This is a genomic window from Saccharopolyspora sp. NPDC049426 (assembly GCF_040676935.1).
GTDB lineage: Bacteria > Actinomycetota > Actinomycetes > Mycobacteriales > Pseudonocardiaceae > Saccharopolyspora.
Genome location: NZ_JBFAPZ010000007.1, coordinates 327,998 through 340,996, shown reverse-complemented (window position 1 = coordinate 340,996; position 12,999 = coordinate 327,998). Strand labels below are relative to the sequence as shown.

Below are 12,999 nucleotides of genomic sequence, written 5' to 3'. Positions count from 1 at the left end.
CGGCGCCGGATCACCTCCACGCGGGTGGAGAGCACCCGCGCAGTTGCACGAAGCACGAATCACACAGCGGATCACCTCCACGCGGGTGGAGAGCACTGAGGCGACCATGTGCAGCCGGCTGCCGTGCACGGACCACCTCCACGCGGGTGGAGAGCACATCGGGAAGCCCGCGGCCTGGGCGCGGCGGTACGGACCACCTCCACGCGGGTGGAGAGCACGTGTTCGTCGAGAGCGATTTCGACACCGGCGCCGGATCACCTCCACGCGGGTGGAGAGCACCCGCGCAGTTGCACGAAGCACGAATCACACAGCGGATCACCTCCACGCGGGTGGAGAGCACCGCTGGGCACGGAACACGCTGGTCCTGGTGGCCGGATCACCTCCACGCGGGTGGAGAGCACGGGGGTGGTGTCGTCGCGGTCGCCCGTGGCGACGGATCACCTCCACGCGGGTGGAGAGCACGGGGGTGGTGTCGTCGCGGTCGCCCGTGGCGACGGATCACCTCCACGCGGGTGGAGAGCACCGCTGGGCACGGAACACGCTGGTCCTGGTGGCCGGATCACCTCCACGCGGGTGGAGAGCACACTTCGTGACCTGGGATGTTAGGTGGTCGGTTGTTCGTTTTGAGTTCTGGGTGTGCGTGTTGGTTGGGCCGTTTGGGGGAGAGTTCGGTTGGTTTGGGCGTGGTTGTCGGTGGGGGGCGCTAGCGTCCGGCGCGCATCGTGTTCGTCGGCGTGCGGAGTGTTCGGTTGGGCGAGGTTGATCTGCGGTTCTGGGGGAAAGAACGTGGGTTGGGTGTTCGGTATCCGCTGGTCTGTCATGGGTTGGATGCTGCGGCGGCGGTTCGGGTGTTGTGGCGGGGGTATGTCTCGTCGAACGTGAAGGCGAGGTTGTCTGAGGCGCTGGGGTTGTCGGAGGACGAAACCGGTGCTGTGTTGGAGTTCTGGGCGGCTTTGCATGATCTCGGCAAGATCGTGCCCGCGTTCCAGCGCCAGGTCGAGATCCCGGATGGCTTCGCCGATGACGGGAAGTCGGTCGCGCACCAGCGGGCTTCGGCGTGGTGTGTCCCCGGCTTGTTGGAGTCCCAAGGCTATTCGGGTGGGAAGACGGGTTGGGCGCGGTTGGCTGCGCAGGTTCTGGGTGGCCATCATGGGCGGTTCGAGGGGTTGAAGCCGAGGTTGCAGCTGGGCGAGCAGCATCTGCCCTTTCACGGGTTGGGGGCTGCTCAGTGGCAGGAGGAACGTGTCCGGGTCGCAACGGCGTTGCGGGACGTGTTGGCGCCTGGTGTTCCGGTTTCGCGAGGGGACCGCACTGCAGCGGTGCTCGTGACTGGTCTGGTGATCTTGGCGGACTGGCTCGCGAGCCAGGTTGGCTACATCACCGAGCGGCTTCCCTTCTTGCCGGAACGCGGGGACGCCGCTGGCTTGGAGGCCTTCCATGCCGGTTCGGTGGAGGTGATTGACCGGTGGGTGAAGTGGGCGGGCTTGTCTCGGTTGCGCCTCAAACCGGGAGGTTTCAAGGACGATTTCCCGGATTTTGAGCCGAACGAGCTGCAAGGTGATCTCGCGGAGAAGTTGCCTGGACTGGTGACGGGGCCGGGACTGCTGTTGCTCGCGGCGCCGATGGGCATGGGCAAGACCGAGGCCGCGTTGCATGCCGCGCGGCTGATGGGCACAGCTGTTGGTTCGTCCGGTGTGTTCGTGGCGTTGCCGACGATGGCGACCTCGGACCAGATGTTTACGCGTGTCGCGGAGTACGTCGCTCGGCGTGGAGCGGGGGAGTCGAGTGCGGCGTTGGCTCATGGCATGGCCTGGTTGCGGCCGGTGGATGAGATGCTCGCCGAAGTGGTGAACGCCGCGGCGGAGGTTGCGGGTGCCGAGGACACGGTGGTGCACTCCACGGAGTGGTTGCGGGGAGCGAAGCGGCCGATGCTGGCCGGCGTCGGGGTGGGCACGATCGACCAGTTGCTTCTGTCGGTGCTGCACGTGCGGCACAACAGTCTGCGGATGTTCGCGGTGACCAACAAGGTCGTGGTCATCGACGAGGTGCATGCCTTCGACGCCTACATGCGTGGTCTTCTGTCAACGCTGCTGAAGTGGCTCGGCGAATGCCGTGTTCCGGTCGTGCTGATGTCGGCGACCCTGCCGAGCCATGTTGCGCGGGAGTTGTCCGCGGCCTACCTCGGCACCGATGGCGGTCTTGAGGTTCCGTACCCAGGCTGGGTCTACGCCGAGCGCTCAGGCACGTCGATGGTCTCCGCGGTGACCGTCGAGGCCGAGCAGAAGCGCACTCTCGGGATGGACCTGGTTGAGGTCGGAACCGGAGACGGCGGCGCCGTGAAGCGACTGCCGGTTCTGGAGCGTGAGTTGCGGCCGCTGGCCGAACACGGCGGGTGTGGCCTGGTCATCTGCACCACGGTTCCTGAAGCCCAGCAGACCTACGACGATCTGAAGGAGTGGTCCAAGCAGCATGATGTCGAGCTCAAACTCCTGCACGCCCGCTTCCCGGTCGGTCAGCGCGAAGCGGAAACGCAACGAGTAATCGATATCTTCGGCAAACCCGTCACCGAGGAGGCACGCGCTCGACGTGCGAAGCGGCGCTGCGTGTTGGTCGCGACCAGCATCGTGGAACAGAGCCTCGACATCGACGCTGACCTGGTCATCAGCGATCTCGCGCCGATCGAGCTGCTGCTGCAGCGCGCGGGCCGACTGCAGCGGCACCGGCTCTGCGACGAACTGCGCCCGCTGTGGGCGCTTCCCGGTGAGGACGGTCGCCGGCGCATGGTGGTGCTCAGCGGGCCGGAACAGGACCCGCGTTGGTTGCTGGCGCGGAAGGCCTGGCTCGCGATCTACCCGGCGGCCAACCTCGTTCGTGCTCACCGGCTGCTCGTGGCACGTCAGACCGACGGTGTGCGCATCCCCGACGATGTCCAAAACCTGGTGGATCTCGGTAACCCGGGGGTGTTTCCCGCGCTCGATGACGAGTTGCTGGAGGGTTTCACCGACGAGGAACTCACCCGCGCCGCCGAGGCACTGGTCCAGCGCCAGGGCGCCGAAGTCGCTTCCGTGCCGGACCCGCCCATGCGGGACCTCGTCGAGTTCTCCGAGCACGAAGTCGACGAGACGCAGGCGCGGACGCGGTTCAACGCCGATTCCGAACGGCTACTGCCGCTGTTCGAGCTCCCGGACGGCACCGTTCGGGTGGGATCACCCACCGGCGATCCCCTGCCCGAACTCCGGCAGGGACGCCTCGCCCTCGATGAGGCCAAAGCCGTGATGAGCCACGTCGTCCCCGTCCACGGCTCGCTCGTGCGCGGCCACGGCCCCCAGGACCGCCTACCGGAACCGTGGGCCTCTGCGTGGCCACTCGACGAGCTCATCGCCCTCTGCCATCGCGTCGACGCGCACGGGGTGGTCCACGAGGGGGTGATCGGAGGGCGCTCACTGCTGCTCGACAAGGAGCTCGGCATCGTGGAACGAAGGTGAGCTGCAGTCGCTCGTCGCTGCTGGTCGAGCACCCTGTGTGCCGAACACGAGGGGTGATCGTCAGCGTACAACGGCGATACCCTTAGACTCATCTGCATGGTGATCTCGGATGAGTTAGTTGAACGAGCTGGCCGGGCGTTCGCGTTGGTGGCGATCGGTGTCTTGCTGTGTTGGGTCGTGATGAAGCACCTGGCGATTGGAGTGCAGTAGTTGAAGTGGCTGGCTGGTGGCGTCCAGACGCCACCAGCCTCCTCCACGCAGGTGGAGAACACGTCACCTCAACTGGTGCTACCCCGGCGATACCCGGGCCACCCCCACATCAGTGGGGAACAGGTTCAAGCCTAAACGCGGCGCGTTCACCGGGAGAGAGGGACTGACGGGTGTGTTACGAGGAGCTGATGGATGTCGTCGTTTGATCTCGCGGTGCAGGGCTTTTGCCCTGTTCGCTGGCGGACGGGGCGTGGCCCGTCCGGTGTTGATACTGGGGCGCTGGGATTTCGAGATTTGCTGGTCTCTGCGCACGACATTGCGGATGTGCAGGTGGCAGATCCCTCGGCCTTGGCCGGGCTGCTGCGGGTGCTGTACGTCATGGCTGCGCGGGTCAGTGGCCTAGATCGTGTCCGGCACCCGGATGAGTTCTACGACTACCGCAACGAGCTGCTGGATACCGGCTACTTCGATCCGAAGCGAATCGAGCCCTACTTCACGGCGCATGAGGGTCGGTTCGAGTTGTTCCACACCGCCTCGGAGCGTCCGTTTCTGCAGGATCGGCGGTTGATGGAGCAGTGCCGTAGTTCGAAGGGCGTACCGTCGAGCAGCGGGGTCAACAAGCTCGTGTCGGGGCGTGCGGCGGGGCAGTCGATGGTGTGGCTGAGTCACACCACGGATGCGGACATGCCCGCGGTGACGCCGGAGAACGCGGTGTGGGCGTTGTTGTCGTGGTTGTACTTCGGTGCACCGGGACGGTGCACACCCCGTCAGGTGGGTGAGACCAACGAGGCCAACACCAAGGCCGGGCCCTTGCGGGGCACGGTCTCGTTCCACCCGGTCGGCGAGTCGCTGTTCGAAACCCTGGTCATGGGAATGCCCTTCGGAGGCACCGAGACTGATAAGAGTGTGGCCCCGTGGGAGTCCGATGAGGAGGACGACCCGCTGGGAGTACCGCCAGAACCCAAGGGACTGGCGGGCCTGCTGACGGGCCGTTTCCGGCACGCGGTGCTGCTGCAGCCGTCCGCGGACGGGACCAGCGTGACCGACGCGTGGATCACCTGGTCACGGAGGCAACCCCAAGGAAACGCTCTGGACCCCTTCGTGATTCACCGGGTGAACAAGGACGACGAGCCTTACGCGGCCACTGCTGATGCGAACCGGCAGGCGTGGCGGGATCTGGACGCGCTGATCGGGGCCCGGAACGAACACACGATCCGCCCAGCTGTGTTCACCGGGCTCGAGGACCTCATGGACGAACACCGCCGTCCCGTTCGCGTGAAAGCTCTGGGGTTCGACCAGGACCGCGCCCAGGTCAAGGACCGCCAGCACATCGCCGGCGCCACCCCGGCGCTGCGGGAGCAGTGGAAAGCCAAGCACTCCCAAGCTCCGGAAGCGTGGTATCGGCTGCAGCAGGCAGTTGAGCGAGCGGAGCTCACCGGCAGCAACCTCGAGTCGGCGCTGACGAACGTGTGGCACGCGCTGGCCAAGACCAAACCCAACCACAAGGTCCGTGATCACGGTTCGCGCTTGCGGCATCAGGGCATGACCGCCTACTGGGACACCGCCGAAGCCCAGTTCTGGGACATCGTGCTCGCCGACACACCGCCCACTGATGCCACGGCCAATCGCTTCATCCGCTGTGCGCTGACCGCCTACGACGAGGTGACTGCCCAGTTCACCCGAGTGGGCACAGGAGAAGGAGGAAGTCAGATCAAGATCGTGGAGACGGCCCGTCGGCGCCTGTGGCAGGGGTGGCAGAGCACGAGCGGGGGAGACTCCGATGAGTGAGGCACGAGGCACCGACACTGCCTCGCTGGCGTGGGCATTGGCCCGTCACATCAGCCGGAAGGTGTTGCCTGAAAACGGCCGCCGCGCAGCGGTCGCCGCCGCAGTGCGGCGTGTTCCGGGCGAGCCCCGTACGTTCGGCGCCCTGCGTGAGACGGCGGAGTTCCTGCCGGAACCGCACGACCCGGCCGCCGAGCGTGCGTTCGTCGCGGTCGCTGCGATGATGTGCGACCAGCCCAGGCGCGGCCGTCTGGCCGAGCTGGCCTTCCAGCGCGAGGCCGCCGACGCTGGCGAGTCAGAGCGCAAGCGAGGCTGGACTGCGGTGACGTCCCTCGGGGACAGCTGCGCCAAAGCGGTCAATCTGAAGTTGCAGTCGGCGTCGTCGATGGAGACCCGGCTGCACGCGATCTGCCGTTCCCACGCCGACGGAGCTCACCGGCTCGTCCCGCCTCTGGTCGGTTTCCTGCGCGCTGATGCTGTCGATGTCAACTGGCCGCGTTTGATCGAGGACCTCACCTGGTGGGACCGCAGGCGAGAGACGATCGCAGCCCGCTGGTTGCGGGAGTACTACCGAGGCCTGAACAACAGCGCCGAGCCCTCCATGAACACGAAGAAGAAGGAGCAGCAGTGAGCACCCCGAAATACCTCGACATCCACGCGATCCAGACCCTGCCGTTTTCCAACGTCAATCGCGACGACCTGGGTAGCCCCAAGACGGTGACGTTCGGGGGTGTCGAACGCACGCGCGTTTCGAGCCAGAGCTGGAAACGCCCGATCCGCCTGCACGTCGACAACGCGCTCAACGACAAGATCGTGCGCACCCGCCGCGTGATCGTCGGTGTCGCCGAACGTCTCCAGGCCCAGGGCTGGGATGCCACCGAAGCCGAGTGGGCCGGCATCCAGGTCGCCAAGTCCGCCGGCAAGGAAATCAGCCTCAAGCCCGAGCAGAACGAGAAGGACGAGACCGTCCTGACCACCAACGTGCTGTTGCTGTTGCCCGAAAGCAGCATCGACGACCTCGCGTCCCTGGCCGCCGAGCACCGGGACGCGATCCTGGCCGAAGGCAAGCGCGCCAAGAAGAAGACCGACTTCAAACCGGTGCTGCCGACCGAGACGGTCGGAGAGATCATCAGCCGCCGAAGCGGCACCATCAACCTCTTCGGCCGCATGCTCGCCGAGGTTCCCGGCGCCAACGTCGACGGGGCGGTGCAGATGCTTCACCCGTTCACCACCCACGCCACCACCGTGGAGTACGACTTCTTCACCGCGGTCGACGACATCGAGCAGGACCTCAAGCTGCCCGGCAGCGGCCACCTCAACACCGCCATGTACTCGGCGGGAACCTTCTATCGCTACGCCAGCGTCAACATCTCCGACCTGCTGAACAACCTCGACGGCGACGCCGAACTGGCCACCGCACTCGTCGGTGCGTTCCTGCACGGATTCATCCACACCCTGCCCGGCGGCAAGCAGAACGCCACCGCCCCCATGACCGTCCCGGACATCGTGCACACCGTGGTGCGCGACGACCGGCCGGTCTCACTGGCCAGCGCGTTCGAGTCCCCCATTCGCGGCACCGTCGGATTCAGCACCGAATCCGTGCTGCGCCTCAACCACCACGCCGGGGCCATCAACACCCTGCTCGGCGAGGGACACATCGCCTTCGCCGGTCACGCACCCGGACCCAACGCCGACACCGACACCGACCTGACCGGCCTGGGCACGCGCAGCACCGGCTACGACGAGCTCGTCGGCCAGACGGTGACGGCCGGATACCCGGGAGCCCGACAGTGAGTGGCCTGCTGCTGCGCCTGGCCGGACCACTGCAGAGCTGGGGTGAACGCAGCAAATTCGACCGACGCGACACCGCCGGGTTCCCCACCCGCTCCGGTCTGCTGGGCCTGATCGCCTGCGCACTAGGCTGGGCCCGCGGCCAGTCGCTCGATGACCTCGCAGCCCTGTCGTTCACCATCCGCGTCGACCGGCCCGGCACCCGGATCATCGACTACCACACCGTCGGCGGTGGACTCCGTGACGGCCAGAAGATCCCCACCGCCGACGGCAAAGGACGCCCTGCCGGTAAAGGGACCCTTCAAACGTGGCGGGAATACCTCGCCGACGCCGTCTTCGTCGTCGCCCTCGAAGGCCCCGAACCGCTCCTGGACACCGTCGAAGCCGCGCTGCACAGCCCGCACTGGCAGCCCTATCTCGGCCGCCGGTCCTGCCCACCCGAACAACCCCTCGTCCTCGCCCGCAGCAACGACCCACAAGGAGAGCTGCGCACCGCGATCCCCCTGGCCCGACGCCTCCGAAGCGAGAACAACCACGAGCAACTCGCCGTGGACTTCATCTGCGACTCCGGCCCGGAAGACCAGGTTCGCAGCGAAATCTTCGACGTCCCCGACCGGTTCGACCGCATCGACCGCACCTACCAGCCCCGCCCGGTGTGGATCGAGACCACAACGCTGCCCACCACGCTGGCCGCTGCGAGCACACGGGAACACTTCCAGCAGCTGGCCGACTATGTCCGAGGAGGACGGTGATCATGTCCGCATGGCTGGCTCAGATCGCGGTGTCCCCGCACTGCACCCGAATCTGGTCCCGAGGCCTGCTCGACGCTCAATCCGTGCACCGCGACCTCATGCGACTCGCCGAAGACAACCTCGGCGAACAGCCTCGCAAGACCGCCGGCATGCTCTGGCGCGCCGAAGACAGCCCCCACGGACTCCAGCTCCTGGTGCAGATGAGCACACCCCCGAACTTGGAGCGCCTCCAGCCCGATCTCGCCATCACAGCACGACAGCGCGACCTCACCCCGCTCCTCGACCGGCTCCACACCGGCATGCACGTGCGCTACCGCATCACCGCCAACGCCACCAAACGCCACGGCAACCGTGAACCCGACAAGAAGGGCAAGCTGGCCAACCTCAGAGGAGAAGCAGCCGAGGAATGGTGGTTCCGCCGCGCTGAACAGTCCGGGCTCCGATGCACCACCGTGCACACCACCTCCCTACCCGACGTGTGCGGAACCGCCAACGCGAAACGACGGCACCACGCCGTCCGGCACGCGGTGACCCGCTTCGAGGGAACCGGAATCGTCACCGACCCCGAACTACTGCGAGCAGCAGTTCGCGAGGGGATCGGCCGAGCCCGCACCTACGGCTGCGGCCTGCTGAGCCTCGGACCGATCTGAACGGAAACCGAGTGATGGAAGACAGCCCGCGCCGACGACTCAGCGCCCCCACTGTCGCGATGTTGCCCCGCGTGGCCGACTCGCTCTCGTTCCTCTACCTCGAACACTGCCGAGTCGTGCAGGACGACACCGGCGTGTGCGCCCAGATCGAGCGCACGACGGCACCAGCAGCAGGGTCTATCTGCCCGTCGCGGCGATCAGCACCCTGCTGCTGGGCCCCGGCACCTCAGCCACCCAACCCGCCATCGCCACCTGCGCCCGCCACAACACCACCGTGCTGTGGACCGGATCCGGCGGAGTCCGGCTCTACGCCGGCGCCCACCCACCCGACCTCACCACAGACTGGCTCGAACACCAAGTGCGAGCCTGGGCCGACGACGAACAACGCCTCACCGTGGTCAGCCGCATGTACCAACACCGATTCGGCACCACCGTTCCCCCGGGCCCCAGCCTCCAACACCTCCGTGGCCTCGAAGGCCACCGGATGAAAGTCCTCTACCAAACACTCGCCGACCGCCACCGCCTCCGCGGCTTCCGCCGCAACTACGACCCCACCAACTGGGACCAGCAAAACCCCGTCAACCAAGCACTTTCCGCAGCGAACACAGCCCTCTACGGCACCGTGCACAGCTCCATCCTCGCCCTGGGCTGCTCACCAGCCCTCGGTTTCATCCACAGCGGAAAACAACATTCCTTCGTCTACGACATCGCCGATCTGTACAAGGCCAAACACACCATCCCGCTGGCCTTCTCCCTGCACAAAGAAGTCAACCCCGACCGGGAAGCTCGCCGACGACTCCGCGAGAACTTCCGCCTCTACCGGTTACTCCCGACGATCGTCACCGACATCCAACGCCTCCTCAACCCCGATATCACCTTCCCAGAACCCGGCGACGAACCGGAAGCCAACGAACTCGTGCACCTCTGGGACCCCGACCTCGGACCAGTCGAAGCCGGCATCAACTACGCCGACGAACTCGAGACGTGACCACATGCCCAACCTCGTCGTCATCCACACCACCGCCATCCCCGACTACCTCCGGGGCGCGTTGTCACGATGGCTCACCGAACCAGCACCAGGCCTCTACGTCGGCTCGATCTCTGCCCGCGTCCGAGACCACCTCTGGCAGCACGTCACCAACGCCGTCGGCGACGGCGCGGCAGTCTGTGTCCACCCCGACGACAACGAACAGCGCTACACCGTCAAAACCGCCGGCCAACGACGCCGACACCCCATCGACTTCGACGGACTCCAACTCATCGCCTTCACCAACCCAGAACAGCACCAAGATCACGAAAACGTGCAAGCCCCCTTCTAAAACACCAGGTCACGAAGTGTGCTCTCCACGCACGTGGAGGTGATCCGGTCCGACGAGGCGTGTGTGGCTCTCTCGTTACGTGCTCTCCACGCACGTGGAGGTGATCCGCTCGTCAACAAGCGCCGAGGAGCAGCGAAAACGTGCTCTCCACGCACGTGGAGGTGATCCGCCCAGCAGGAGATCTTCGAGGGAATGGCGATCGTGCTCTCCACGCACGTGGAGGTGATCCGGTCGGGAACATCCCAGACCTGGATCGGCTTCGGTGTTCCCCACGCACGTGGAGGTGATCCGCACCAGCGGCGAGAAGCCGAGCACCGGCACTGGTGCTCTCCACGCATGTGGAGGTGATCCGCGGCCCGACCGTGACGGACGGAGCTGGTCGTTGTGCTCTCCACGCACGTGGAGGTGATCCGTTCAACGCCCGCCGCAAGGACGGCTCGATCACGTGCTCTCCATGCATGTGGAGGTGGTCCGCCGGGGTCGATCGGGTCGAGGAGCGGCGCCGGGTGCTCTCCACGCATGTGGAGGTGATCCAAAGCTGTCTTCTTGCCCGCCCCGGGCGTTCTGGTGCTCTCCACGCACGTGGAGGTGATCCGTAGCCGGTACGGGTGTTGTGGCTGGCCTCGATCGAGGTGATTTCCACGTACGTGGAGGTGGTCCGAACACGATCACTCTGAGGAGCAGCACCGTGCGGTGCTCTTCATGCACGTGGAGGTGGTCCGCTACATCGGTGATTGGATAGCCCGATTGAACGACTGCGCGCTACCCCGGACTGCGTCAGCGGCGCTACACGTTCCTTCAGCACCTCCAGGAGCGAAACTCCCGACGTTCATCTCGCCGACCTGGTGCCGAGTGGGAATGAGGATTGTGTGGCGGTGTTCCAGATCATAGCCTATGGTGACCACGGGTCCGTCGCGGCCAGCAGAACATGTGTCACGGTTTCGGTGACTGTGCCACGAAATCCTGCTTTAGCGCCCGGTGCGCGCAGGAGCGCGCTCTGCAAACCGTGGTTGTCGAATTCCTTTCGACAGTAGGCCAAAAGTGCGAGTGGGGCGTTTCAGGATTTGGCTGCGTCGCTGTGCATGAGCGTTTGGCGAGCGTGTTGGGCTGCTGTGACGATGTTGGTCCACTGTGGGTGGTTGAGGTATTGGGCGTCGGTGGCGTCGCCGAGTTCGTCGATGAGGGGGTCGAGGACGTCGCCGAGGGCCTTCATGGCGTCGACTTCGCCCGGGTGCAGGACGATGCCGACGCGGGTTCGGGGGTCGGGGAGGACGCAGACGTCGTCGAAGAGGATGTTGATGTTGATGGTGAGGTCGTCGTAGAAGCCCGGTTGCGGGTACTCGCGCCGGATCCAGACTTTCTGCTGGTAGTCGGGGTCGGCGAGGGAGGCGACCGCGTCGATGACCTCGGCCCGCATGTCGGGGTAGCGGATCGGGTCTACGGGTGGTTCCACGATTTCCACTGCTTCCATTCGCTGAGCGGGATGTGCGCGTTTTCGGGGTCTTGCTTGACCGACCCGGAGATCGGCTCGCCGTCCCGGCCGATGACTTTGCCTTGGTCGCGGACGATGACGTGGTCGACCTGCTGGGTGGGTTGGGAGTTGTTCGGGTTCCCTTGGTCGATTCTAACGCCGCTACCTGGGTCGTTGGGGTCTTGCCAGCGTTGCCCCACGCCCTTCTTGGTGGCGTTGCCGTCTCCCCATTCTTCGGGAAGTTTCTCCTGCACGGCTGGGTCTTCCCACGGCAGCTCCGGCGCTGGGGCGGGTTCGGCGTCGCTGGCGTCGATGGCCTCGACAGAGTCGTCACCTGCTGCTTCGGCCCCCAGCCCGCCGACCGAAGCGGCGACCATCGCCCCGCCGGCGACCATGCCCGCCCCGGCGACGTAGTTCACCGGCGCACCGACCACCGCTCCCGCACCAGTGGCGTCGAGTACGACACCGCCGGCCATAGCGGCTGAACTGACGGCAGTAAGTGCGACGCCACCGACCGCCCCGACGACGAGTTCGGGATGGTGCAGGGCAGCGTTGCCGAACGAGGCGAGCCCGTTGACCGCGGTCGCCGCGGCATCCCCGATCGCCTCACCGGCCTCGGCGATCCAGCTTCGCTCGGCCGGAGCCGTGTCGCGTGCTCGGCCGACCACGTCGGCCGCCTGGTCACCGGCCGTGGACAGCTGGCTGCGGGCCCGGTCCAGAATCGCTCGGGCGGCTTGGCGTTTGGCCTCGCCCGGATCATGGAAGGCGATCTGCGGTGCCGGTGCGCCCGGCTGGGCGTGCTGCTGGGCCTGTTCGACCCGCTGGGCGTGGTCGGCTTGTGCCTGCTCGGTTGCGGCTTCGCCTTCGTTCCAGAGCCGGATCGCCTCGGCAGCCTGGCTTTGAGCCCAGGTCAGGGTCTGGCTGTAGTTCTCCAGGGCCCCGGCGGCGTGGTGAAAGCTGTCACCGGCGGTGATCCACTTGGTGGGCTCGCCATCGAAGGCCGCCCGGAATTGCTCGGCTGCCTCGCCTTGCCAGCCTTCGCTGCTGTCGATGCGCTTGAGCCCGTCACCAGCCTCAGCAAGGGAATCGCCGTAGCGCCGCATCGCCTCCGAGGTCGCGCGCACGGCGGCGGTGTCACCGGGGATGAGGGCCTTGGGGTCATCGGTGGAGCCGAGTTCCGCCGCCATCACTCGGCCGCCGGGTCCTCGCCGGACGCACGGGCGATGACGCCGGCGAGGTGTGCTCGCGCGGCCTCATCGGTGCGACGGTAGTCCTGCACGCACTGATCGAGGCGCCCAGAAACCTCCTCAGCATCCTCGGCGAGGTTGCTGACTCCGACATCCCACCGATCGCAGAACTCACTCACCGTGGTGGCAAGGCGCTGATGACCGAACGCCTCAGCCGGGCAATCAAGATCCGCTACGGGCTTGCGGTTCATCGCCTCGATCGTTTCGCGCACGCCCTGCGCGGCGTGTCCCAACGCGGTCAGGTCGACCCGAAAGCCGTCCACCACACAAACTCCGTCCCCAGCTACCT

General features: G+C 66.3%; 11 protein-coding genes and 2 CRISPR repeat arrays. Of the genes, 8 read left to right on the top strand and 3 right to left on the bottom strand.

The genetic code is table 11. The annotated features are described in order from the left end of the window. Window positions 1-6 precede the first annotated feature (6 nt). Window positions 7-584: direct repeats of the CRISPR family, unit length 29 nt; unit sequence CGGATCACCTCCACGCGGGTGGAGAGCAC. A gap of 165 nt (window positions 585-749) precedes the next feature. The 8 genes from cas3 to cas2e all read left to right on the top strand — a co-directional run bounded on the left by cas3 (window position 750) and on the right by cas2e (window position 9,992). Beyond that, the gene (gene cas3 / locus AB0J78_RS18050) at window positions 750-3,485 is read left to right on the top strand and encodes a CRISPR-associated helicase Cas3' (RefSeq protein ID WP_363790292.1); all 2,736 of its coding nucleotides are present in this window, start codon (window positions 750-752) and stop codon (window positions 3,483-3,485) included. 402 nt (window positions 3,486-3,887) lie between these two features. Then, a complete protein-coding gene (casA, locus tag AB0J78_RS18045; RefSeq protein ID WP_363790290.1) occupies window positions 3,888-5,483 on the top strand; it encodes a type I-E CRISPR-associated protein Cse1/CasA in 1,596 nt (531 codons plus the stop codon). Continuing rightward, on the top strand, window positions 5,476-6,111 hold the full coding sequence (gene casB / locus AB0J78_RS18040; RefSeq protein WP_363790288.1) for a type I-E CRISPR-associated protein Cse2/CasB: 636 nt from the start codon (window positions 5,476-5,478) through the stop codon (window positions 6,109-6,111). The genes casA and casB overlap by 8 nt, the downstream gene beginning before the upstream one ends. Then, the gene (gene cas7e, locus AB0J78_RS18035; RefSeq protein WP_363790286.1) at window positions 6,108-7,274 is read left to right on the top strand and encodes a type I-E CRISPR-associated protein Cas7/Cse4/CasC; all 1,167 of its coding nucleotides are present in this window, start codon (window positions 6,108-6,110) and stop codon (window positions 7,272-7,274) included. Before casB ends, cas7e begins: the two co-directional genes overlap by 4 nt. Then, on the top strand, window positions 7,271-8,023 hold the full coding sequence (cas5e, locus tag AB0J78_RS18030) for a type I-E CRISPR-associated protein Cas5/CasD (protein ID WP_363790284.1): 753 nt from the start codon (window positions 7,271-7,273) through the stop codon (window positions 8,021-8,023). Before cas7e ends, cas5e begins: the two co-directional genes overlap by 4 nt. 2 nt (window positions 8,024-8,025) lie before the next feature. Further along, a complete protein-coding gene (gene cas6e, locus AB0J78_RS18025) occupies window positions 8,026-8,673 on the top strand; it encodes a type I-E CRISPR-associated protein Cas6/Cse3/CasE (RefSeq protein ID WP_363790282.1) in 648 nt (215 codons plus the stop codon). A gap of 136 nt (window positions 8,674-8,809) precedes the next feature. Further along, a complete protein-coding gene (gene cas1e / locus AB0J78_RS18020) occupies window positions 8,810-9,661 on the top strand; it encodes a type I-E CRISPR-associated endonuclease Cas1e (protein ID WP_363790279.1) in 852 nt (283 codons plus the stop codon). A 4-nt stretch (window positions 9,662-9,665) separates the two neighbouring features. Beyond that, window positions 9,666-9,992, top strand: coding sequence for a type I-E CRISPR-associated endoribonuclease Cas2e (gene cas2e / locus AB0J78_RS18015; RefSeq protein ID WP_363790277.1), 327 nt, complete (start codon window positions 9,666-9,668; stop codon window positions 9,990-9,992). 18 nt (window positions 9,993-10,010) lie between these two features. Then, window positions 10,011-10,714: direct repeats of the CRISPR family, unit length 29 nt; unit sequence GTGCTCTCCACGCACGTGGAGGTGATCCG. Between the two features lie 335 nt (window positions 10,715-11,049). Here cas2e and AB0J78_RS18010 read toward each other — a convergent pair. The 3 genes from AB0J78_RS18010 to AB0J78_RS18000 are packed head-to-tail and all read right to left on the bottom strand — an operon-like array spanning window position 11,050 to window position 12,973. Continuing rightward, entirely contained in the window at window positions 11,050-11,445 is a 396-nt protein-coding gene (locus tag AB0J78_RS18010; RefSeq protein ID WP_363790275.1) for a hypothetical protein, read from the bottom strand. Further along, window positions 11,430-12,650, bottom strand: coding sequence for a putative T7SS-secreted protein (locus AB0J78_RS18005; RefSeq protein ID WP_363790273.1), 1,221 nt, complete (start codon window positions 12,648-12,650; stop codon window positions 11,430-11,432). The genes AB0J78_RS18010 and AB0J78_RS18005 overlap by 16 nt, the downstream gene beginning before the upstream one ends. After that, a complete protein-coding gene (locus tag AB0J78_RS18000) occupies window positions 12,650-12,973 on the bottom strand; it encodes a hypothetical protein (protein ID WP_363790271.1) in 324 nt (107 codons plus the stop codon). Before AB0J78_RS18000 ends, AB0J78_RS18005 begins: the two co-directional genes overlap by 1 nt. Window positions 12,974-12,999: the final 26 nt, after the last annotated feature.